Genomic DNA, 21723 nt, shown 5'->3' on the forward strand with positions numbered 1-21723 from the left:
AGGATCGCGCATGAGCAGCACGGTGCAGGGGCACTGCGATCCGGCGTTCGCCGGCGTCCGCGAGGTGTTCGAGGAGCACTTCGCCGAGGGACGCGAGCTGGGCGCCGCCGTCGCCGTCTACGCGGGCGACCGCAAGGTCGTCGACCTGTGGGGCGGCGTCGCCGACCGCCGCACCGGGCGCGCGTGGCGGGCCGACACGCCCTGCTTCGGATTCTCCTGCACCAAGGCGGTGACGGCCGCGGCCGCGCTGCTGCTCGCCGAGCGCGGCGCCTACGACGTCGACGGCCCGGTCACGGACTGGTGGCCGGAGTTCGGCGCCGCGGGCAAGGACGGCGCGACGGCCGCCCACCTGCTGTCGCACCAGGTGGGGCTGCCCGCGTTCGCGCGCCCCGTCTCGGCGGAGGAGGCCGCGGACGCCCCGGCCCGCGCGGCGGAACTGGCCGCGCAGGAGCCCGAGTGGACGCCCGGCGAGGGCCACGGCTACCACGCGCTGACCTACGGATGGCTGGCCGGAGAGATCGTCCGCCGCCATTCCGGCGGCCGGCCCGTCGGCGCGTTCGTGAAGGACGCGTTCGCCCGCGACCTGGACCTGTGGGTCGGGGCCCCGGACGAGGTGATCGAGCGGGCCGCGAAGCTGTCGGCGGGACACCGCACCGGCGGGGGGACCGACGCGCCGAAGGCCACCGAGCGCGACGTCCTGACCCGGCTGGCCGAGGCCTACGTCGACCCGCGGAGCATGATGAACCGGTCGCTGAACAACCCGCACCCGGGCAAGGGCGGCTACAACAACCCCGTCGTCCTGCGCGCGGGATGGCCCGCCGCCGGGATGACCACCACCGCGCCGGCGCTCGCGGGCTTCTACCGCGACCTCACGGCGGGCCGGATCCTGCGCCCGGACACGCTGCGCGAGGCCGTCCGGCCGCGCGTCAGCGGCCCCGACCGCACGCTGCTCGTCCGGAGCTCCTTCGGCCTCGGGTTCATGCGCCCCTCGCAGACCTTCTTCACCCCGAGGGCGGGGCGGAAGTCGGCGTTCGGCCACACCGGCGCGGGCGGCTCGGTCGGGCTCGGCGACCCCGTGGCCGGACTCGCCCTCGCCTACCTGCCGAACCTGATGGGCGACCCGGCGTCCGGCGACCTGCGCGCCTACCGCCTGACCCAGGCGGCGTACGCGGCGCTGTCGTGAGGGGCACGGCGCCGTCGTGAGCGAACGGTAGCGTCCTGGCCATGGACGTACGAGATCTGCATCCCTGGCCCTCCACGCCGCAGGAGGCCGAGGCGATCCAGGACCGGCTGCGTCCGATGCTCGAACTCGGCGTCCCGGGCCCGGCCGCGCCGCGCACCGTCGCGGGCCTTGACGTCTCCTACGCGGGTGACGGCGGCGGCGCCGACGACCGGCTGGCCGCCGCCGTGGTCGTCCTGGACGCGGCGACGCTGGAGGTCGTGGAGGAGTCGGTCACCGTGGGAGCGGCCGCGTTCCCCTACGTCCCGGGCCTGTTCGCGTTCCGCGAGCTGCCCACGCTGCTCGACGCCCTCCGCGCCCTGGAGACCACGCCCGGCCTGCTCGTCTGCGACGGCTTCGGCATCGCGCACCCGCGCCGCTTCGGGCTCGCGTGCCACCTCGGCGTGCTGACCGGCCTGCCGTCCATCGGCGTCGGCAAGACCGCCTTCGTCGGGACCTACGAGCAGCCGGGCCCGCGCCGCGGCGACGCGAGTCCGCTGCTGGACGGCGGCGAGACCGTCGGACGGGTGCTGCGCACCCGCGACGGCGTGAAGCCGGTGTTCGTGTCCGTCGGCCACCGCGCCGGCCTCGACGCCGCGTGCCGCACCGTCCTCGCCCTGACGCCCGACTTCCGCCTGCCCGAGACGACGCGCAGGGCCGACCGGCTGTCGCGGGACGCACTCGCCGCGCGCTCCGGGTAGCGCGTTCGCCCCGCAGGATGGCAGGCTCGTCCGAAGGAGCAGGCCGGGGGCCGCATCAGGCCACCCGCGACCGCTGGACGGTGCCCATGGAGACCCGGCCGATGCGGGCCGACGCCCGCCGCAACTACGAGCGAATCGTCACGACGGCTCGCACCGCCTTCACCGAGCACGGCACGGGCGCGTCCCTCGACGAGATCGCCAAGCGGGCGGGCGTCGGATCGGGAACGCTCTACCGGCACTTCCCCACCCGGGACGCGCTGCTGCACGCCGTCCTGCGCGAGCGGATCGACGGCCTGCTCGGGCACGCCGACGCGCTGCTGGCCGAACCGGACCCGGAGGCCGCGCTCGCCCGCTGGCTGCGCACCTACCTGGCGGGCGCGTCGAGCCCGCGCGGCACCTGCACCGTGATCATCGAGGCGATGGGGCCGGAGTGGCCGGCCACCGGGCTCGGCGCCGCCGCCGACGCCATCCGCGCCGCGCTCGGCCGGCTGCTGCGGCGGGCGCAGCTGGCCGGGGCGGTCCGCGCCGAGGTCGACCCCGGCGACCTGCTGCGGCTCGCGAACGCGATCGGCGTCGCGGCCGAGCGGGTCCCCGACCCCGGCGCGTACGCCGACCGGATGCTCACGCTGCTGTTCGGCGGGCTGCGCGCGGGCTAGATCGTTGATGGGGGTTTGCTGAACCGCTGCGGGCATGACGAAGGGCGCCCATGATCAGTGTGTGAAGACAAACCTGGACGCCCTTCTGACCGCACTCTACGTCCATCTGGACGATCACGTCCTGCGGTCGGCCGACCGCACCCGCAGACGCGGCCCCGACCGCACCCTCAACGACGCTGAACTGGTGTGCGTCGCTGTGGCCCAGGTCCTGCTCGGCTGCGATTCCGAGCGGCGGTGGCTGCGGACCGCGCCCGGCAGGATCGGGCACCTGTTCCCGCGGCTGCCCGGTCAGTCCGAGTACAACCGGCACCTGCGCGATGCCGCGCCCGCTCTGTTCGCCGCTTCGATGTGGCTGGTCCGCCAGACGCCCTCCTGGCAGGAGCGGCTGCGGCTGATGGACGGCACTCCGCTGCGCTGCGGCGCCTCACGCACCACCGTGCACCGCTCGGCCCTGGGCGAGATCGCCGGCTACGGCATGGACAAGTCCCACCACGCCTTCTACTGGGGCGCCAAACTGATGCTGATCAACACCGCCGAAGGCGCGGTGTGCTCCTTCAGCCTGGCCCACCCCAAAGAGCTGGACGAACGCAAACAGGCCGTGCACCTGCTGCACGTCCAGCAGGCCGCGCCGGGACCGTGCCCGATCGTGTGCGACAAGGGATTCGCCGGAGCCGGGGTGGAAAAGGCCGCCGCCGACCTGGGCCATATCCTGATCCGCCCCGTCCGCGACGACGAGCCCGAACCCGCCGTGAAGGTGTTCCCCAGCTGGCTGCGCCAGCGTATCGAGGCGGTGATCTGGACACTGAAGAACCAACTCGGGCTGGAACGCCACGCCGCCCGCACCACCGAAGGCCTGTGGACGCGCCTGTGCCAGCGCATCTGCGCCCTCAACGCCGCGATCTGGCACAACTGGCTCATCGACGCCCCAACCAAGCGATCACTTACCGCCTACGACCACTAACCAGAGCACTCAACAACCCCCATCAACGATCTAGGGCCGCCTTGTTCAGTTGACCAAGCGTTCGCTAGGTTGGCCGGGAGGCAACGGGCGACGAGGAGCGTTGATGGGGCAGCTTGACGGCAAGGTGGCGCTGATCACCGGTGGCGCGCGCGGCATGGGCAAGGCGCACGTCCGCCGGTTCCTGGACGAGGGCGCCAGAGTGGTCTTCGGCGACGTCCTGGAGGAGGAGGGCGCCAAGCTGGCCGCCGACCTCGGGGACGGCGCCCGCTTCGTCCGGATGGACGTCTCCCGCGAGGAGGACTGGCAGCGGGCCGCCGAGACCGCGACGGAGGCGTTCGGGGCGCTGAACGTCCTGGTCAACAATGCCGGGATCCTCCGGCACAAGACCATCGAGAAGATGGCCGTCGAGGAGTTCCGCCGGATCCTGGAGGTGAACCTGGTCGGCCAGTGGCTCGGGGTGAAGACGGTGACCGCGCCGATGCGCGCGGCGGGCGGCGGCTCGATCGTCAACGTGTCCTCGACCGAGGGCTTCATCGGCGCGGCCGGCCTCGCCGCCTACAGCGCCAGCAAGTTCGGCGTCCGCGGCCTGACCAAGTCCGCCGCCCGCGAGCTCGGCCAGTACGGCATCCGCGTGAACTCCATCCACCCCGGCGGGGTGCTGACGCCCCTGACCATGCAGGACGACGTCGTCTCCGCCACAGCCGCCAGCGCCGACGCGTTCATGAAGGCGCTCCCCCTCGGCCGCATGGGCAAGTCGCAGGAGATCACCGGGCTGGTCGTCTTCCTCGCCTCGGACGACTCGACCTACTGCACCGGCAGCGAGGTCCTCGTCGACGGGGGCATGCTCACGGGCGCCGGCTACTGAACGCGACAGGCCGCCGGTACCGGCTGGACCCCCGCACCGGCGGCCCGTCACGCGTCTAGGGGCGCCGGCCCGCCCATCCCTCGACCGACTCCAGCTGCGCCGCGAGCGAGATGAGCGTCGCCTCGTCGGAGTCGTGGCCGAGCAACTGGGCTCCGATGGGCAGCCCGTCCGCGGTGAACCCGGCCGGGACGTTCACTCCCGGCCATCCCAGCACGTTCCACGTCCACGCGTAGGGGCACGCGGCCGCGACCCCCGACTGCGTCCGCCGGTAGCCGGCCCCGTCGAAGGCCCCGACCCGCAACGGCGGCTGCGCGGTCGTGGGCGTCATCACCACGTCCGCGATCTGGAAGACGCGCCCGACCCGCCTCCGCAGATACGGGTCCAGCCGCTTGGCCAGGGGCAGCAGCCGCCTGCCGACGACCCGCCCGAGCCGCGCCTCGGCCTCCGTCCGGGGATCGGGCCGCGGGTCCGGAAGCGAGTCCAGCCAGTCGGCGACCCCGGCCGTCCCGCGCGGGACGAGCCCGAGCGCCGCCGGACCGTAGTCGGGGTCGGCGGGGAACACCTTGTGCCCGAGGTCGGTCAGCCTCCGCGCGAGCCGCTCGACCGCCGCGCGGATCCGGGGGTCGAGCCTCCCGCTCACCCCGAGGGCCGTCCGGTAGGAGACCGCGATCCGCAACCGGCCCGGCTCCCGCCGCGCGGCCTCGGCGAACGGCGTGATCGGCGGGTCGAGCCGGTGGACGTCCTCCGCGTGACTGCCGGTCAGCACGTCGAGCAGCAGCGCCGCGTCCCCCACGGTGCGCGCCAGCGGCCCCCACACGGTGATCCCGTTGAACGGGTCGGTGTGCGGATACCCGGAGACCCGTCCGCGCTGCGGCTTGATGCCCACCAGGCCCGTCCACGCCGCCGGTATGCGGATCGACCCGGCGCCGTCGGAACCGACCGCCGCCGCGACCATGCCCGCCGCCACGGCCGCCGCCGACCCGCCCGACGATCCGCCCGGCGAGTAGTCGGGATTCCACGGGTTCCTCGCGATCCCGTACTCGCGCGACTCGCTGAACGGCCACAACCCGAGCTCGCACGTCGTCGTCTTGCCCACGATGACGGCCCCGGCGGCCCGCAGCTTGCGCACGACCTCCCCGTCCCGCGTCACCGGCCGATGGTCCCCCGCCACCGCGAAGGGCGTGGTCTCCCCCGCGATGTCGGTGTCGTCCTTGATGGCGACGGGCACCCCGAGCAGCGGCAGCCGCTCCCCCTCCGCCAGCCGCTTGTCGGCCTCCAGCGCCTCCTGCGCGGCCACCTCGGCCCGTACCACCCGGAACGCGCCCAGCGACTCCCGCCGGCCGATGGCCTCCAGGCTCTCCTCCACCAGGTCACTCGAGGAGATCTCTCCCCTCGCCAGCGCCTCCGCCTGCCCGGCCAGCCCCAGCTCCACGCCGCCTCCCGCTATCGTTCGTTCGAACGAACGATACTGAACGCACGCGTTGTGGGGAAGACTGTGCACCGATGAACGCCCGTGACCGGATCCTCCACGCCACCCTCCGCCTGATCGGCGAGCAGGGCGTCGGCGCCGTGACCAACCGGGCCGTCGCCCGCGCGGCCGGCGTCTCCCTCGGCTCCCTGACCTACCACTTCCCCAGCCAGGAGGACCTCCTGCGCGAGGCGCTGCACGCCTTCGTGGAAGAGGAGATCGCCCGCATCACGACCTACGTCACGTCCCTCGCCGAGTCCGGCATCGCCCCCGTCCAGGCCGCCGACCAGGTCGAGAAGGCCGTCGTCGAGTTCGCCTACGGCCCCGAGCAGATCGCGAACCTGGAACTGCACCTGCACGCCGCCCGCGACCCGGCCCTCCGCGAGACCTCCACGCGCTCCATCGAGGCCTACGACCGCCTCGCCACCGCCATCCTGAAGGCCCTCGGCATCCCGGACGCCGAAAGCCACGCCCCCGCGATCGTCGCGATGCTCTACGGCCTGGCCCTCCGCCGCCTCGCCACCGGCGACACCACCGCCACCGGCACCGCCGACGCCTTCCGCCTGCTCCTCCTGGGCGCCCTCCCCCGCCCCTGAGAAAGGCTTCTGGCCCGCACGGCCCCAGAGCGGGGTTAGGGGGCCGTGCGGGCCAGAAGTCTGTCTCAATCAGGAACCTCAGTCGGAACCTCAGCCGACGCTCGCTCTGCTCTCCGCCTGTGCACCTCCGCCGTGTCTCCGATCTGACACCCCAAACGCTAAGCCGCCCCACCCCCCAACAGAACGCCCTTAAGCCTCACTTAGGGAAGGGCTGAGCCACCCTTATTCGGCTCGTGTCCGGGCCCGTCCGGGGAAGTCGGCTAGAGAGCTGCTCACCTGCGAAAACAAGGGAAGGAGCCCACGGGACCAGTCCGGGCCCGTCCAGCACCGTCGAACCAAACCGACTGACGCTGGCTCCCCGGATTGGCTCCCGTGGCTCCCCCTCTCAGCAGGGAGGAGGCCACACCCATGGCCCTACAAATCACCGCAACCACGATGACCGCCACGGCAGCCGGCAAGGTCATCGCCACCGCCACCCACACCGACTGCGGATGGCACGTCACCACGTGCCCCCGCCCCGTCGACCGCAACACCGCCATCACGGCCCTGATGCTCGCCGAACGCCTCATCACCCACGGCGAGGATGACCCGTGCGCGCGGGAGTGGCGACGGGAGCTGGGCCGTGACTGACCGCCTCATCCGCATCACTACCGCGCTCGCCGTAGTGGCGGTAGCCACCGTGGCAGCCGTCATCTCGTACCGCCACGCCTTCGAACTGGTCCACTCCCACGGCGAGTCCGGCCCGACGGCACGCCTCGTCCCGTTCACAGTGGACGGCCTCATCTGGGCAGCGTCCATGGTGATCCTCGACGCCAGCCGCCGAAAGCACCCCGCACCGCCCTTGGCCAAGTGGAGCCTCGCCGTAGGCATCGTGGCCACCGTAGGAGCCAACGTGGCGCACGGCGCCTCCCACGGCCCCATCGGCGCAGTAGTCAGCGCATGGCCGGCGCTCGCCCTGGTCGGATCCTTCGAACTCCTGATGACCCTCACCCGCGCCGCAGCCAGCCCAGACCTCACCCAGAACGAGCAACGCACCGAGCCGGAGCAGCCCCGTACCAAAGTGGAGCGGACGCCAGAAGAAGCGGTGCGGGACGAGTACCGGGCAAGCCTGGATGGCCCAGGCCGCCCCCTCTCGCAGCGCTACCTAGCCGAGAAACACGGCATCGACCGCCGCAAGGTCAAACAGATCATCACCAACATGGAGCAAGCCGCCCCAGCATGAACCATGGAGCCCCAGTCACGTCTCCCTGTGCCGTGACTGGGGATTCTTCGCTGCCAGGGCCACCGCGTCCCAGGATGACAGGGCAGAGGAGCCAGCAGGCGAATCACCGTAAGCCCTTCAACTATCCGCAGGCTGGTCAAGCGGTACCGAGTGACCGAGAGCGGACACTCGGAGCTTAGAACCGCATCAGAGGACAGCGGGCTATATTCTGTTGACATGTCAAAAGGACAGCGAAACAGAAAAAAGCGCACTCAGAACCAAAAAACCAAGGGACCGTCAGACAAGGGCATGGTTTTAGTGCACAGAATGTGGGTCGAAGAAAACTTTGAGCGGTGCGCACAAGGAATTTTCCAAAATATCCGGGGGGCGCAAGAAAAATTTCCAGGAAAAGAGCGACACCTATATCTAGATATAGCGGGTCACAGGAACGACGCTGGCGGCTACGACTGGGACGCCTATGAATTGATGAAGCATTTTATACCCGACTTTGCCATGCAGTATCTCACCAGCGCAAATACGCCATTTTATAGAATGGAAAACACAGAAAGCCAGAGCAATGATGTTCCAGAAGCTCTAGTCATTGGACCTGCAGAAGACGGCAGCACCACATACGATGTGGCAACTCTTGAACCCAGGGCCCGGGAAGTGATTGCTGAGCAGCGGACATCACCTCCCTCTGCAGAAATGATCGCGGACTATCTAGGCATGGATCGTCCAATGTGCTTGATCTGTCGGGATACGCCTGCTGAACGTGCACACGCGGTACCGAAATCCCTTCGCGGTTCATACGACGTTCGAAATTTCGCACTTCTATGCAAACCACATCACCACGAAGCGCCAGACGTGGCTGACGCTGAGGCTTTTTGGGCCTGGATTGACTTCAAATGCATTCTCCGAGAACGGTCGCAAGGCCATGAAGATGGCAACAATGAAACGCCACGTGAGCAAGTTGATTTCATGGATGGCGTTCGAGAGAACCTCATCAATATCTACAACTGGAGCGACAACGATTTTTACAGAATCTCATGGGAAGTCATGACGGAGATGCATCATGTCCTCGATACTGCCACAGGAAGGCATTTTGGCATGGACAAGAAAGCATCTACCTATGCATGGGCACTAGATATGGCCATTAAGCGCATCAAGTTAAAGATTTCGAACGAGACTTCCAGGTAATGCAACTCAAGCGTTCGTTGGACATTTCGGGCCTGTAGGCAGGCCTCGTAGCCTGCATCGGCGGACGAGTTGGCTCTACCGCCTGCCCGTCGCGAGGCCCCGCGCAATCAGTAAAGGGCATCGAGGGTGCGCTTCGACAGCGGCACAAGCTCGGCCATCTCGGCCCCGTGACTCCCCGTTTGTCTTCGCGCCCGCCGAACGGCCCAGCCTGGTCCGGCAGTCGGCGCCCACGAAGGAGCTAAGGGGCAGGCGCCGAGTCGGCGGCGCGTGCGGACCGGTTATCGGCCGCCTAAAAAGGTGCAGAAAGCCCACAGCCAGTTTCGGACCCAAAATCTCGGCCACTTGATCACGGACACGCCTTAGGCCAGGGGGACGCTCCGGACCACACGCGCTCAAAGCTCTCCAAGTACGTGCTCGCCATGTCACCATCTTCAGCCCTGCGCAGGTGCAGGACGGGGGCATGGGAGGCGGCGATGCCATAGGCGTGCGGATTGATCAAAAGATCACCGTCGGCGCGGTAGACCGAGTTGTAGAGCACGGTGTTATGTAGCCGGATCTCCACTCCGTCCACCTCCCGCAGAGCGCGGTAGTGAACCAGAGCGTTTCGGATCTTCGCGGCCATGGACTCGCCTACGCCCTCGTCGCTCCCGCGCGCGGCCACGCACGTGCCGTCCGGGTCGCCGAGCAGGATGCGAACCGCGACCCCGTCACGCGCCCGCTGTGCGAGCACGCGCATGATGCCCATGTCCTCGGCGAGGAAGAGTCCCGCGTAGGCCAGGACGCCGATCTCCTCGCGCGCGGCCCGGAAGAGCTGGTGCCACACCGGTCGAGGCACGGCCCATCGGTGTGGGTAGGTCGCCAAGACGTCGATAGCCGGCAGCTCTACACGGGCGTTCGTCATGGCGAGGTGCGGCCACAGGTCGGCCTCGTCTCTTCCGACCAATGAGGCAACCCGCGTCCGGTGGCGTGGGTAGGGCACGCGCCCCGCGACCCACCGCTGGACGGTCTTGGGGTCCACACGCAACCGCGCCGCAACGTCGGCTTCGGTCAGGTGCGCGTCGGCAAGGGCACGTCGCAACAAGTCGTTCATCGGGCCTCCCGCGATGCAAGTGAGAACGACGCATGACCGACGCTAACAGAAGACGTCCCTAGACGTCCCTAGATGCCGATGGAGAGGTCCTACACCGGACGGAAGGCTCAGGACCCAGGCGAACACGCCACCTCGTACCAACGAACCCGCAAGACGAGGAGTCCACCTCATGGCCACCGAACAGCCCCCTCAGACCAAACTCCGTGCCGTCAAGGCCGAAGCGGAGGCGGCAGAGAAGGCGCTCGCCGACTTGCGCCGGGACTTCACCGGTTACCGCATATGGCGCGCCACCCGGTGGGACGGACGTCTCGGAGACTGGGTGGCGAGCTTGCACGACCCGCGCGCCGGCGTGGATCCGACGGTGATCGCATCGAACCCCGCCGCGTTGCGTGAGGCCCTCGTGTACGAGGGCGAGCGCGCCAAGAACGTGCGCCCAAGGGCCCGGTGATGGCACGGGAGCGAGCGTCGCAACTGTCACCGGAGGAGGCCGTGATGGGGAGCACGGCCTCATGGGGTGGGGAGGAGGTGGCGCGGTTGGTGCTGGTTCCCCCGAACGCACCGACCGCGCTCCCTCCACCCACCTACAGCGGTCCATGGCGCGCACGCTGGCACCTCACGCGCCTCGCCCTCGTCCTGCGCTGTGACGGCTGGACGACCCAACTCCGCACCGAGACTCCCCGCACGCTCCTACGCGTCTACTCCAACGGCGCGCCCACCATCGGCGAGAGCATCTCCGTGGCCTGGGGCAACGGCACCTGGTGGTACCTGTCCAGCACCGGCCTGTGGCTCACGCCGTGCAGACGCCTCTGCCTCGCCGCGGACAAGTTGAACATCCTGCTCCAACCGTGGGTTGCGGCGGCATTCGATCCCCTGAGAGACGAGCAGCTCTGACATGACCCGCCGCACGGCATGGGGTACCTACATGTACATCACCCGCGTACTACGGCACCGCCTCACAGATGGCACCTACGCCCCCGGTGCCCGTCTACCGAGCGAGGCCGCACTCTGCGCCGAGTTCGGTGTCGTCCGCAGCACCGTGCGGCGGGCCCTGTCAGCCCTGCAAGCCGAAGGACTCATCACCGTCCGCGCCGGCGTAGGCCGATTCATGCCAGTTCCCGACGTCCGACCGCGGACGCGAACAGAGGACATCGCCGCGCAGCTGCGCCACCAGATCGAGACTGGACGCTTCCGCGCGGGCGCCGCGCTGCCCAGCGAGAATCAGCTCGCCCGATCCCACGGGGTATCTCGCTCCACCGCCCGCGCTGCCCTCCTTACCCTCGAAGCCGCGGGCCTGGTCACCTGCGTCCACGGCAGAGGACGCTACGTCGGCCAAGACGTCCCCACGTGACCTCCACACGCCCGTGAACGTCCACCCACATCCTCGTAGCGTCGAACCCATGAAGAACACCGCAGCATGGGCACGCGACCTCGCACGCCAGCACCTAGAGACCCCGCTCCCCCGCCGCTGGGCCCACACCCAGGGCGTAGCCCGGCAAGCCCGCACGCTCGCCCCCATCCTCGGAGACAAGGCCGATCTCCTAGAGGCCGCTGCGTGGCTCCACGACATCGGCTACGCCCCCGACCTCGTCCGGACGGGCTTCCACCCCCTAGACGGCGCCCGCTACCTGCGCAACATCCACCAGGCCGACGACCACCTGTGTCGCCTCGTCGCGCATCACTCATGTGCGTTGGTGGAGGCACGGGAGCGCGGCCTTGCCGAGTCGCTATCGAGCGAGTATGGCATGGAGCCGCCGGAACTCACCGAGCCGCTAATCTACTGCGATATGACTACGAGTCCCGATGGCGAGAATCTGCGCGTTGAGGACCGACTCTCAGAAATTCTGAGGCGATATGGCGACGGCCATCTCGTCGCGAGATCAATAAAAGTTTCATCCCCAGAGCTAATTGATGCTGTATACCGCGTAAGCAAAAATTTGAGAGTGGTTTATAGATAGGTCGACCGCGCCATTGAAGCTTAAGATGGAAACTGCATTAATCTCAGAACACTGAATCCTTGACGGCCCAGATAGTCTGAACAGCACCTGCAATGGTCGCAATAATCGTGAGGTAGAGCATGATCTTCTGGTGGGGATCGATGGTAACTGATTCCGGCGCAGGCTCAGCGTTGTAAGTGCCCGTAGTGCGCCGGGTGGATCCCGCGGCGGGAGCCGGACCATGCCGTAGTCCGAGCAACCGATAAAGCGCATCGCGCTTAAGCGGAGGATGCGACGGCTGCTCCTTGCAGGCATACAGACGACCGTCTGCAGCATTCCTGCACGGTTCATTACGACCAGTCTTCACGCCACAAGTTGTAGGGACATAGCATATCTCGTAGGCGATCCAGGAAAGCAAAGGAAGCACCCAGAGCTGCAATTCCCCGACCTGCCAGGCTAAAACACAGAGGGCCCCAGTAATCGCCCAGCCTGCCAGCATTCTGTTCCGTCGTTTTTCGTGGCGTGTTAGCCGACGAGCCATCCTTGCCCCTGACGCTCCCGTGTGATTCTCACAGAGAATCCTAGGAGTGCAGGTGGGCTACGTAAAGACCTTGGCCGGATCTTGTCAACTATGTCATACTTTGAGGTCAGTCGTAGATCATCATCAAGGGCGGGGAAGCGTCATCCGATGATCGGACTGCTGGGACGATCCATGTAGTGGCCGATGCGGAGTCGCATAGACCTGTCCATGCACTTTTCGATCACTTGATCACTGGAAATCCAAAGCACTTCGCGGGATTCACCACTTGTACGGCATTCACCCCCGACGGAACGCGCCGTGAGCAGGATTGAGAACTCCTGGCGGACCTCGTCGTTGCTCGTGTAGTGGATAACGTGTCTGGGGTCAGAGAAGATTCCGATAAGGCCAGTGATCTCGCAGTCGATACCGGTCTCTTCCTTGGCCTCACGTACTCCAGCTTGAGCGACCGACTCGCCTAGATCGATGGCGCCGCCTGGTAGGGCCCAGTTGTCGTTATCGGTGCGGCGGATCATGAGGATCTCGCCCTTGTCGTTCTCTACGACGACGTTGACGGAGGGGACGAGGCTGTTGGCCTTGGGGGCGTTGGGGTCGTCGTAGTAGTCGATTCTGCGGCCCATGTCAGTCCCCCGGTATGGGTGTGGCGCGTTCCCAGACGCGTTCGAAGCTCTCTAGTAGGGCAGCCGCAGTTAGTGATCTCGGGTTCGTTGTCGCCGGTAATGGCATCGGCGGGCGCGGAGTTGGTGGCGGCGTCGCCAGTGTGACCAGCGCAGATGGTGATTCCAGGAGTGCTGGGGTTGGTGGGCCAGAGCGTGCAGGCGGCGGATCTCGTTGACGGTGAGCGGGATCAGCTCGTCGTCTCCGAGGTGATCGACGGTGAGCGATTCGTCACGCGGATTCGGAGGGGCGTTTCGTTGTCCACAGGCTGCCGGCCCCCTGTGTGGCGAGCTCGTGCTCGCCCTGGTCAGTGCCCGTTTCGGTGCCGAGACCAGGATCAGGGCCGGGCGGCGGCTCGGTTTCCTGCGCCGCCGCCGCGGTGAGGGCCAGATGAGCATGTGCGACCATGGCCAGCGTGATGTGCCGATACCAGGCCAGGCGCTTGCGGACCTGGTAGTGATCGAGGCCGACCTCGTTCTTGGTCGCCTGAAAACATTCCTCGATGCTCCACCTGGATCCGGCCACCCGCACCAGCTCGCCCAATGTCACCGGCCCGGTGCTGTAGCAGCGGTAGAAGGCCAGCTCGGAGGGGTCGGACACGCTGCGGCGCACCAGCAGTTGATGGTGCTCGTCCAGGTGGATCCAGGCCCAGTCGTACCACCTTTCGCCCTTGGAACCTGGTCCGCACGAGTACCGCTGCCACGCGTCGGCGGCCAGGTCCGCGGCCAGATGATCGGCCCGCATCTTGCCGGTGGCCAGGGTGAGGTGGTGATCGCACGACACCGCCATGACGTAGTTCAGCCCGCGGCGCTCCAGCTTGGTGCGCAGCGGCCCGTTGTCACCGTAGGCCTCGTCCCCTGTCACCCAGCCGAACAGGAAGAGCGGGTCGTCGGCGGCACGTTCGATCATCACCCACGCCAGCTCCGGCTTGGTCGAAAACCGCAGGTCATCGTCCACTCCGGCATCGGCCAGCCGATCCGGGGCGGCATACCAGGACTTGGGCACATACAACTCCCGGTCGATCAGCACCCGATGCCGGCCCGGATCGACATAGGAGCAGAACACCCCGATCTGACAGTTGGTGATCTTCCCCGCGGTGCCGGTGTACTGCCGCTGCACCCCCGCCGACCGGCGGCCGGTCTTCTCAAACCCGGTGTCATCGACCGCCAGCACCCCATCGGCCGAGCCGATCCGCCGGGCCACCACGCGACGCAGCGCGTCCCGCACCCGATCGGCATCCCACACCGCAGCGTTCAACAACCGCTGCATCCCATCCGGCGTGGAGTCCCCGGCGAACTCCGCCAGCGACCACCCGTTCTTATGCTCCAGCCCGCTCAGCAATCCCAGCACATACGCCCGGGCCCGCAACCTGGGCTCCCGCCGGAACACCGCCGGGGCCACCACCTCGCCGAACAGCTCATCCAGCCGCCGTACCCACCCGGCCGGGTCGATCTCCATTACGGTCACGGCCTCCGCCGGTCATGTCGTCCATGCACATCTTCATGATCACAGCGGTGGCCGTCTCACGTCCGGCTCCGTCACCGAACCGAGATCGCCAAGTGCGGCTGCCCGACTATTCGGTGTGGAAGCCCGCGAGGTACTCGCGCACGATGTCGGCGTAACCGCCCGTGGTGGACGGCCAGGACGCCACGAGACGCTCCACCCGCTCCCGGTGGACCTGGATCCGGCTCGGCAGAACGAGGTGAAGCGCGGCCCCGATCTGAAGTTCCAACTCGTCCGACTCGGTCGCGCGGACAAGCAGGTCGTCGACCTCCGGTGCCTCGACCCCGTTCAGAGCCGAAAGCGCGTCACACCGCTCTGCGATGTCGAGCGTCTCATCGAAAACCATGCCGCCGACCACCGCCAGCAGCCGCGGATTCGGTACGGGCCCGTCCTGCAACGCGGCGGAGGCCGCGAAGATACCCGCTTCCCGCACGTTCACGTCAGTGGCGCCTTCGAGAGCGTCAGCGATCAGGTCCGCGTCCTCGGCCCCGGCCAGGTTCATCATCGCACGCAGGGCATGCACGTGGTCGACACCCTCCTCGCTGGATGCCGGAAGGCGGCGGAGCATACCCCGCGCGGCGACAAGCACCTCGTCGGCGAACGGCTCAAGCGGATTCCCCCCGGCAAACCGACTGCGCGTCACCGCGTCCTGGTATTCGTCCAGGGCTTCGCTCACGTACTCACTGTGCAGCAGGATGCCGAACGCGCGCAGATAAGAGTCCTTGCTGGTCGGGGCCCTCAACTCGGCGAGCGCCCAGTCGAGGTTCACGTTCTCCAGGGGCATATGTCTCAGGATCTCAGGGTCCGGTCCGCGATGGATCAGGCTAGCGGGCACACCGTCTTGATCACAGAGGTGGCCGCCTCACATCCGGCTCCGTCACCGAACCGAGATCACCAAGTGCGGCTGCCCTACTAGGTAGGTGTTGACCAGGTCTCCGCCGGCTATGCGGCGTAGGTGCCAGACGGGGGCGTGGGGGCCGGTGACGCCGTAGACGTGGGTGTTGACGAGGAGCTGGTCATCGGCGCGGTAGATGGAGTTGTAGAGGACCGTGCGGTGGAAGCGGAACTCGACGCCGTCTTGCCTGCGCAGGTTCTTGTAGAGGACTAGGGCGTTGCGGATTTTTGCGGCCTGGGCGTCGCCTACGCCTTCGTCGTCGCCTCGTTCGGCTACCTGTGGGCTGTCCGGGTCGCCGAGGAGGATGCGCACGCGGACACCGGCCTCGGCTTTTTCGGCGAAGGTGCGTTGGATGCCGGAGTCTTCGGAGAGGAAGAGGCCGGAGTAGACCAGGACGCCGATTTCTTCCTTGGCGGTGGCGAAGAGACGTCCCCATGCGTCCCTCGGGACGGATGTCCGGTGCGGGTAGATCGTCACTAGTTCGCTGCTGGACGCTGCGGTGACCTGCTCGTTAGAGAGGGCATCCGGCCATAGGAAGGTCTCGTCTACGCCCAAGCGTGAAGCTACTGCGTAGCGATGGCGCCGGTAGGGGGTGCGGTCTTTGGTGATCCACCGTTCTACCGTTTTTGGGTCCACGTCGAGCGACTCGGCGAGCGTGGCGATAGTCAGGCCCTGCTCTAGTAGAGCGGCGCGTAGGCGTTCGTTTGGCATGCACCCGTCCGGATTCCGGGACGTCCTAGGACGCGGTCAAGCCTATGAGGACGTCATGAACACGTCCAGTCATGTAGTGATCTCGTCCCGCAGGTCAGGCGCACTCTCTTTCTCGTAGACACCGACCGCCCGGACCGTCCCCGCCGGATACGGGCCTTACGAGAGGAGTGGTCAAAGATGATCCTCGTTCTGGCAGCGATCCTCGCCGTCTTCCTCGCTGGCTCCACCTGCGGAATCTTCGCGATGCTCGTCATCGGCATCCACGCCGAGGAGCGCCGGACCGCGCGGGGGCTCGCCGAGACGTCCCGCGTCGGTACCGCCTCCAGGCGTGTGCTCAGCACCCGCACGTGCGACGACGCGCCGGCCCGCGTACCGGCGGGGCGGTGAACATGCGGATGCCTCGCGTCATCACCGGTCACACGTGCCCCTGCGGCGCACGCGTCGAGCCCGGTAGCCGGAGGTGCCGCAAGTGCCGCGCTCGCGCCCGGTGGCTCCGGCGCGGGCGCGGCCCGCAGTATCCGGCTCCGTGGCTGTGAGGAGGGTACGTCAGTGAACGTCTCTGTTCCCCTGGTGGCGATCCTCGGCGCCGTGGTGTGGGTCGCGTGGCGGTACATGGGACTTCGCGGCTGGCACATCGCGGTGTGTCTGCTGTTCGGGTTCTTCCTCGCTGCGACCAGCGCCGCGCCGGAGATCCGCCGACTGGTGGCCGTCCTCGTCCGGTCCCTTTCTCAGCACTGACGTCCCCTACCGAAGGGAGGGATGCCTTGGTGCCTGATACACCACCGCATGTCCAAGTCAACGTTCAAGAGGTACGAACGCGAAGCCTCGCCGCGCGTGAGATCCTCTCCAGCCTTTCCGACGCGATGCCGTCCATCGAGGATCTGTGGGCGCGGCTCTACGCCGCGCTCGCCGATGTTCCCCAACTCCTCTCCGAGATATCCCGGCTCTCGTCCCTGCTCGCGAAAGTCCGGCGGGACCGCGCGAATCTGGCAGCTGCGGGGCGAGCCACTCTCCGAGCCGACCGCGACGGCGAACCGGATCCGCTGTACTACCTGCGCGATGAACTACGCGCGCAAGGCCACCTTCCCCCGGAGTCTTGGGGGTGCTCATGAGCCGGACGCGTCAGATGCGGCGGCATGCGCAGAAGATGCGGCGCAGTGGGTTGCAGCCCATGGTGATCATCGACCGTGACGACCAGTTCCCGGACGTGGCCGCCGTGCTCCTCGCGCGGGCCCTGTGGCGGTACCGGTCCGAGCTGGGGCCGGTCTACCTGGTGGCCGCGCTCGCCGTAGGGGGCGCAGTCCTGCACGTCGCGCACTCGGGGTGGTGGCCGTGGCTGCTGGCCCTTGCTGGCTTGGCTGCGTGGGCGCTGGCCATGTTCGGCGAGAGGGTGGGCCTCTCGCCGCGAATCGAGCGACTGTATGCCGCTGGCGTCGTGATTGGCGCAGGTGGGTGGCTGTCTGCGGCTACTGCACTCGGACCCACGGTCCCCCCGCTTCCTGTGATGCTCACCGGGGGCGCAATCGCGCTCGCCGCGCCATGGTGGGCGCACCGGAGGCGACGTGCCAGAGTGCGAGTCGATCGACAGATAGCCGCATGGCCGGAGATCGCGAAGGACGTCGGGCTCGCCGGTTCCCGCGCGCAATCCGCGGTAGTGGACGTGTGGGGATGGCGCGCACGGTTCGCCCTGGCACGTGGCCAGACAATCCAGGACGTCATCGCCAAGGTGCCGGCTATCGAGTCGGCGCTTGGGACGTTCCGGGGCGCTGTGCGCGTCGCACCGACGCGCGACGGCAAGGCCAACCGGTTCGAGTTGCGGGTACTCGATAGGGACCCGCACGCCGATGCGATCCCGTGGCCGGGACCGTCCGTCTCCTCCATTACCGAACCGATCGACCTCGGCCCGTTCGAAGACGCGACCGGTGCGCGTGTTCTGCTGCTGCGACGTCACGGCCTCTTTGGGGGCGTGGCCGGCTCCGGGAAGAGCGGCGGGATCAACGTCCTGATGGGCAACCTCAGCGCATGCCGGGACGTCGTCATCTGGGCCGTCGACCTCAAGCGCGGGATGGAGCTACAGCCGTGGGCGTCCTGTATCGATCGGCTCGCCACCACACCGGAGCAAGCCCGCGCCATGCTGCGAGACGCCGTCACCGTCCTGGAGGCTCGCGCCGAATGGCTCACGGCCAACGGGCGGCGCGTGTGGGATCCGACTCCGGAACACCCCGCGCTCGTCATCGTCGTGGACGAGTACGCCGAACTCGCCGACGACGCTCCCGACGCCGCAAGCGATACGGACTCAATCGCGCGGCGGGGGCGCGCCGTCGCCGTGACGCTCATTGCGGCCACGCAGCGGCCCACGCAGAAAGCCATGGGCAAGGGTGCCGTCCGGTCACAGATGGACGTCCGCGTGAGCTTCCGCGTCCGTGAAAGGAAAGACGTCGATCTCATTCTCGGGCAGGGGATGCTCAGCGCCGGATGGCACGCCCACACCCTCAACGCCCCCGGCAAGTTTCTCCTGTCCGCACCCGAACACGACACACCTCGACGAGGCCGCGCCTACCTACTCACCGATGCCACCGTGGCCGAGACAGCAGAGCGCCACGCATCCATCCGTCCGACGCTGGACGAGGTCTCTCTACGTGCGCTGGACGAGGCACACATGACGCCCGTCTCCGAGCCGTCCACGCTCATAATGCCGTCCCGCGAAGACCACGCCGAGACAGCGCTGAGGGAAGCCCTGGACGGCGCGCCCGAGGAGGGCCTCCCGATCGCCCATCTCCTGATGCTCACAGAGCTGAGCCGTCCCACCCTCTACCGGCGCCTCGCCGAGCTGGTGAAAGCCGGCCACGCCGTCCAAGTCGGACGAGGCCGCTACAAGGCATCCGATCACACCCGGTAATCGTCTCAACGTCTCGTCTCGCGCACGCGTCTGCACGTATAGGCGGCTGAGACGCCCATGAGACGAGACGAGAGACGAGCACACACCGCAACCGAGGAGATGATCCCCACCCACATCCGCGCACGGCCCCGGGATGAAGCCCGGGTGAGAGGAGGTGGTGTCCCCTGCAGGCGTACACCGTCGAGCAAGTGGCCGAGATCCTCAGCATCGGACGGGACAAGGTCTACTTCCTGATCCGCACCGGCCAACTCCGCAGCATCAAGATCGGCAAGCTGCGCCGCATCACTGACCGGCACCTCGCCGAGTTCGTCACCTCCCTGGAAGAGCCCTCCCTCGAAGAGGCCAAGCGCTGACATCCGCGCGGGAGGCCCGTCCGGACACCTCGCCCCGTAGAACGGGCCTCCCAACCTAGGGACGTCTTGGGACGTCTTGAGTTATGGTCGGTGGTGACCTCGACCGATACGAGGAGGGATCCGTTGGCAAAGATCCTGGTCGGCAAGTACGAGGGGTCGATCTACGAGGAGGGCGACGGGTACACCGGCGCGCTCTCGCTCGGCTTCGGCCCGGACGGCAAGCGCAAGAGGCTCAAGAGGAAGGGGCGCACCAAGACAGAGGTCAAGGACAAGCTCAAAGAGGCCGTCGAAGAGCTGAGCAAGGGCGTCAAGACGGACCGCAACTACTACGTCCGGGACGCGGTAGAGGAGTTCCTCGCCGCGTTCGCCAAGTCCGGCAAGTCGCCGAAGACCAACGAGGTCTACCGGTCACTCGCCGATCACCAGCTCATCCCGTTCATCGGACGGACGCGCCTCAAGGAACTCACGGCCGACGACGTCGAGACGTGGCTCAACGGCAGAGCCGAACACCTCACCTCGTCCTCGCTCGGCATCGTTCACAGCATCCTCAAGCGCTCGATCCGCAGAGCGGCGCGCCATGACCGCATCGGCCGGAACGTCGCCGAACTGGTGGACACCCCGGACGGCAAGCCCGCCCGAAAGTCGCGCTCGCTCAGCCTGGTGCAAGCGAGCACGCTGCTCGAAGAGGCGAGCAAGCCAGTGCACCGGTTTGGCGCATACGTCGTCCTGGCGATCGTCTCAGGGCTTCGAACGGAGGAACTCCGCACCCTCAAGTGGAGCGACGTCGACCTGGACAAGGCGACCGTCTACGTCCTCCGAGCCGACCGCCACAAGGGCGAGACCAAGACGGCACTCAGCCGTCGCGGACTCGGCATCGCAGACATGGGCGTGGACGTGCTCCGCAGCCACAAGACGAGGCAGGCGGCCGAGAAGCTCAAGGCCGGCGAGGCGTACCAGGACAACGATCTCGTGTTCTGCCACGAGGACGGACGCCCCTACACCGCGCAACACGTCCGGCACCGGTTCCGCAGGAGAGGGTGCTCACAGCGGCGAAGCTCAACCCCGCCGAGTGGTGTCCCCGCGAGCTACGGCACACGTTCGTGTCCCTCATGAGCGACCACGACGTCCCCATAGAGAAGATCAGCATCCTCGTCGGGCACTCCAGTACGAAGATCACCGAAACCGTCTACCGCCACCAACTCAAGCCGGAGATCCGCGACGGCGCTGAGCACATGAACGACATCTTCACCCGCAAGACCAAGTCCGCGTAGGGACGAGCGTGCTCCCGACCTGGCTCCCCAGGGCACCGGACGCAAAGGCGCCCCTCCCCCGCCTGGATCAACGCAGAATCCAGGCTTGGGCCTCACTTGGGGAACCCCTGAGCCACCCTTATTCGGGGCCCGTCCGGCACCGTCCGGGGAAGTTGGTCAGGGGAGCTCTCACCTGCGAGAACAAGCGCGGGGGCCGCAGGCCTTGCATCGGTCGTGGTACTGGTCATCTGATCGTCCCGTCCTCCTTGGCGTCGGTGGCGGGGCGGCGTGCTGCGTGAAGCCTGTCGGGGGCGGGTGCGCAAAGGGTTCGATCCTGGGGCGATTCGGGGCGGCAGTAATGGGATGTAGAACTTGGCCCCTTCGGCGTCGCAAAAAACTGTTGGCGCAACTCTCCGCACTCTTGTGATGACTATGGGTAACATGCCGCTGTAAGTCCGCCGCCTCATTCGGGAGGTAGAGATGCACGTAGGCACGAAGCTCGGCGTGGTTCTGGTCGCCACGACGCTGGCCGGGGGCGCGCTGAGCGCCGGGGCGGTCGCCGGGGCCGCTCCGCCTCCGGCGCCGGGTCATGACGGGTCGGCCGCGGTCCAGTCCCAGCCGCCGCAGGAGGAGGAAGGGCACGGGCCGGGCGCCATCGAGGTCGGGCCGGAGGGCGCCGCCGCGGCCATGCACCGGCTCCTGGTCCGGGACGAGCAGCGCGTTCGCCTCTGCGACGGCGTCGTCCTCCCGGCGGACGGGCTCAACGTCCGGACCGGGCCGGGCCTCGGCTACGCGAAGGTCGGGGTCCTGGCGAAGGGATCCAAGGTCCGGACCGACTGGGACTCCATCCAGCGCAGGGACGGGTACCTGTGGGTCCGGCTCAACGCCACGCGGTGGATCGCCGACTACATGCTCGGCGCCGACGACGGGGCCGTCCGCGGCAAGTGGTACGTCAAGTACTCCAACTGCTGAGCACGCTTGCCGACGGGTCGGCGTCCTCGGGCGCCGACCCGGTCCCGTCGCGCTGGT

The 21723-nt window shown here is 67.7% G+C and carries 26 protein-coding genes and 1 pseudogene; 20 read left to right on the plus strand and 7 right to left on the minus strand.

The features are described from left to right. Positions 1–10 precede the first annotated feature (10 nt). The 5 genes from ACQEU6_RS16940 to ACQEU6_RS16960 all read left to right on the plus strand — a co-directional run bounded on the left by ACQEU6_RS16940 (position 11) and on the right by ACQEU6_RS16960 (position 4402). Positions 11–1183, plus strand: coding sequence for a serine hydrolase domain-containing protein (locus ACQEU6_RS16940; protein ID WP_499333007.1), 1173 nt, complete (start codon positions 11–13; stop codon positions 1181–1183). A 41-nt stretch (positions 1184–1224) separates the two neighbouring features. After that, positions 1225–1920 (plus strand): endonuclease V, encoded by a 696-nt coding sequence (locus ACQEU6_RS16945; RefSeq protein ID WP_499333009.1) that lies wholly within the window; start codon positions 1225–1227, stop codon positions 1918–1920. A gap of 86 nt (positions 1921–2006) precedes the next feature. Beyond that, on the plus strand, positions 2007–2576 hold the full coding sequence (locus ACQEU6_RS16950; protein WP_499333010.1) for a TetR/AcrR family transcriptional regulator: 570 nt from the start codon (positions 2007–2009) through the stop codon (positions 2574–2576). Positions 2577–2637: 61 nt separating this feature from the next. Then, complete coding sequence (locus ACQEU6_RS16955) at positions 2638–3537, plus strand: transposase (protein WP_499333012.1); 900 nt, start codon at positions 2638–2640, stop codon at positions 3535–3537. A 103-nt stretch (positions 3538–3640) separates the two neighbouring features. Then, a complete protein-coding gene (locus ACQEU6_RS16960; RefSeq protein WP_499333014.1) occupies positions 3641–4402 on the plus strand; it encodes a glucose 1-dehydrogenase in 762 nt (253 codons plus the stop codon). A 55-nt stretch (positions 4403–4457) separates the two neighbouring features. Here the strand turns inward: ACQEU6_RS16960 and ACQEU6_RS16965 are convergent, their stop codons facing one another. Beyond that, a complete protein-coding gene (locus tag ACQEU6_RS16965; RefSeq protein ID WP_499333015.1) occupies positions 4458–5834 on the minus strand; it encodes an amidase in 1377 nt (458 codons plus the stop codon). A 71-nt stretch (positions 5835–5905) separates the two neighbouring features. On the opposite strand from ACQEU6_RS16965, the gene ACQEU6_RS16970 reads away from it, so the two are divergent. From ACQEU6_RS16970 to ACQEU6_RS16985, 4 genes are all read left to right on the plus strand, one after another. Continuing rightward, the gene (locus ACQEU6_RS16970) at positions 5906–6466 is read left to right on the plus strand and encodes a TetR/AcrR family transcriptional regulator (protein WP_499333016.1); all 561 of its coding nucleotides are present in this window, start codon (positions 5906–5908) and stop codon (positions 6464–6466) included. Positions 6467–6901: 435 nt separating this feature from the next. Beyond that, the gene (locus tag ACQEU6_RS16975) at positions 6902–7096 is read left to right on the plus strand and encodes a hypothetical protein (protein WP_499333017.1); all 195 of its coding nucleotides are present in this window, start codon (positions 6902–6904) and stop codon (positions 7094–7096) included. Next, the gene (locus tag ACQEU6_RS16980; protein ID WP_499333018.1) at positions 7089–7688 is read left to right on the plus strand and encodes a DUF2637 domain-containing protein; all 600 of its coding nucleotides are present in this window, start codon (positions 7089–7091) and stop codon (positions 7686–7688) included. Before ACQEU6_RS16975 ends, ACQEU6_RS16980 begins: the two co-directional genes overlap by 8 nt. Positions 7689–7904: 216 nt before the next feature. Continuing rightward, complete coding sequence (locus tag ACQEU6_RS16985; protein ID WP_499333020.1) at positions 7905–8864, plus strand: HNH endonuclease; 960 nt, start codon at positions 7905–7907, stop codon at positions 8862–8864. Between the two features lie 346 nt (positions 8865–9210). Here ACQEU6_RS16985 and ACQEU6_RS16990 read toward each other — a convergent pair whose 3' ends face one another. Beyond that, entirely contained in the window at positions 9211–9954 is a 744-nt protein-coding gene (locus ACQEU6_RS16990; RefSeq protein ID WP_499333022.1) for a DUF5919 domain-containing protein, read from the minus strand. 169 nt (positions 9955–10123) lie between these two features. On the opposite strand from ACQEU6_RS16990, the gene ACQEU6_RS16995 reads away from it, so the two are divergent. The 4 genes from ACQEU6_RS16995 to ACQEU6_RS17010 are packed head-to-tail and all read left to right on the plus strand — an operon-like array spanning position 10124 to position 11909. Beyond that, the gene (locus tag ACQEU6_RS16995; RefSeq protein WP_499333024.1) at positions 10124–10402 is read left to right on the plus strand and encodes a hypothetical protein; all 279 of its coding nucleotides are present in this window, start codon (positions 10124–10126) and stop codon (positions 10400–10402) included. 44 nt (positions 10403–10446) lie between these two features. Then, the gene (locus ACQEU6_RS17000) at positions 10447–10845 is read left to right on the plus strand and encodes a hypothetical protein (protein WP_499333026.1); all 399 of its coding nucleotides are present in this window, start codon (positions 10447–10449) and stop codon (positions 10843–10845) included. 31 nt (positions 10846–10876) lie between these two features. Then, a complete protein-coding gene (locus ACQEU6_RS17005) occupies positions 10877–11302 on the plus strand; it encodes a winged helix-turn-helix domain-containing protein (protein WP_499340226.1) in 426 nt (141 codons plus the stop codon). 49 nt (positions 11303–11351) lie between these two features. Next, entirely contained in the window at positions 11352–11909 is a 558-nt protein-coding gene (locus tag ACQEU6_RS17010) for an HD domain-containing protein (protein WP_499333028.1), read from the plus strand. Positions 11910–11952: 43 nt separating this feature from the next. On the opposite strand, the gene ACQEU6_RS17015 is transcribed toward ACQEU6_RS17010, so the two are convergent. The 5 genes and pseudogenes from ACQEU6_RS17015 to ACQEU6_RS17035 all read right to left on the minus strand — a co-directional run bounded on the left by ACQEU6_RS17015 (position 11953) and on the right by ACQEU6_RS17035 (position 16192). Further along, entirely contained in the window at positions 11953–12387 is a 435-nt protein-coding gene (locus ACQEU6_RS17015) for a hypothetical protein (RefSeq protein WP_499333029.1), read from the minus strand. A 182-nt stretch (positions 12388–12569) separates the two neighbouring features. Then, the gene (locus tag ACQEU6_RS17020) at positions 12570–13046 is read right to left on the minus strand and encodes an NUDIX domain-containing protein (protein ID WP_499333032.1); all 477 of its coding nucleotides are present in this window, start codon (positions 13044–13046) and stop codon (positions 12570–12572) included. A gap of 382 nt (positions 13047–13428) precedes the next feature. Then, positions 13429–14541: pseudogene (locus ACQEU6_RS17025) on the minus strand (IS701 family transposase); the annotation flags it as partial. Between the two features lie 115 nt (positions 14542–14656). After that, on the minus strand, positions 14657–15370 hold the full coding sequence (locus ACQEU6_RS17030) for a hypothetical protein (RefSeq protein ID WP_499328613.1): 714 nt from the start codon (positions 15368–15370) through the stop codon (positions 14657–14659). Between the two features lie 93 nt (positions 15371–15463). Then, positions 15464–16192, minus strand: a complete 729-nt coding sequence (locus tag ACQEU6_RS17035) for a helix-turn-helix domain-containing protein (RefSeq protein ID WP_499333034.1) — start codon at positions 16190–16192, stop codon at positions 15464–15466. Between the two features lie 177 nt (positions 16193–16369). On the opposite strand from ACQEU6_RS17035, the gene ACQEU6_RS17040 reads away from it, so the two are divergent. The 7 genes from ACQEU6_RS17040 (at position 16370) to ACQEU6_RS17070 (ending at position 21666) form a co-directional block, all read left to right on the plus strand. Next, positions 16370–16579: a hypothetical protein gene (locus ACQEU6_RS17040; RefSeq protein WP_179833436.1), complete on the plus strand. Its 210-nt coding sequence runs from the start codon at positions 16370–16372 to the stop codon at positions 16577–16579. A 162-nt stretch (positions 16580–16741) separates the two neighbouring features. After that, positions 16742–16930 carry a hypothetical protein gene (locus ACQEU6_RS17045; protein WP_185025836.1) on the plus strand — a complete coding sequence of 63 codons (189 nt, stop codon included), beginning with the start codon at positions 16742–16744 and terminating at the stop codon, positions 16928–16930. A gap of 433 nt (positions 16931–17363) precedes the next feature. Next, a complete protein-coding gene (locus ACQEU6_RS17050) occupies positions 17364–19091 on the plus strand; it encodes an FtsK/SpoIIIE domain-containing protein (RefSeq protein ID WP_499333036.1) in 1728 nt (575 codons plus the stop codon). Positions 19092–19255: 164 nt separating this feature from the next. Continuing rightward, entirely contained in the window at positions 19256–19444 is a 189-nt protein-coding gene (locus ACQEU6_RS17055) for a helix-turn-helix domain-containing protein (RefSeq protein ID WP_353832870.1), read from the plus strand. A gap of 123 nt (positions 19445–19567) precedes the next feature. Beyond that, positions 19568–20557 (plus strand): tyrosine-type recombinase/integrase, encoded by a 990-nt coding sequence (locus ACQEU6_RS17060; RefSeq protein ID WP_499333037.1) that lies wholly within the window; start codon positions 19568–19570, stop codon positions 20555–20557. Further along, the gene (locus ACQEU6_RS17065) at positions 20554–20715 is read left to right on the plus strand and encodes a hypothetical protein (RefSeq protein WP_499333039.1); all 162 of its coding nucleotides are present in this window, start codon (positions 20554–20556) and stop codon (positions 20713–20715) included. Before ACQEU6_RS17060 ends, ACQEU6_RS17065 begins: the two co-directional genes overlap by 4 nt. Positions 20716–21174: 459 nt before the next feature. Next, complete coding sequence (locus tag ACQEU6_RS17070; protein ID WP_499333040.1) at positions 21175–21666, plus strand: SH3 domain-containing protein; 492 nt, start codon at positions 21175–21177, stop codon at positions 21664–21666. The last annotated feature ends 57 nt before the right edge of the window (positions 21667–21723 follow it).

It is taken from the genome of Spirillospora sp. CA-108201 (assembly GCF_050936235.1).
In the GTDB taxonomy this organism is placed as follows: Bacteria; Actinomycetota; Actinomycetes; order Streptosporangiales; family Streptosporangiaceae; genus Spirillospora.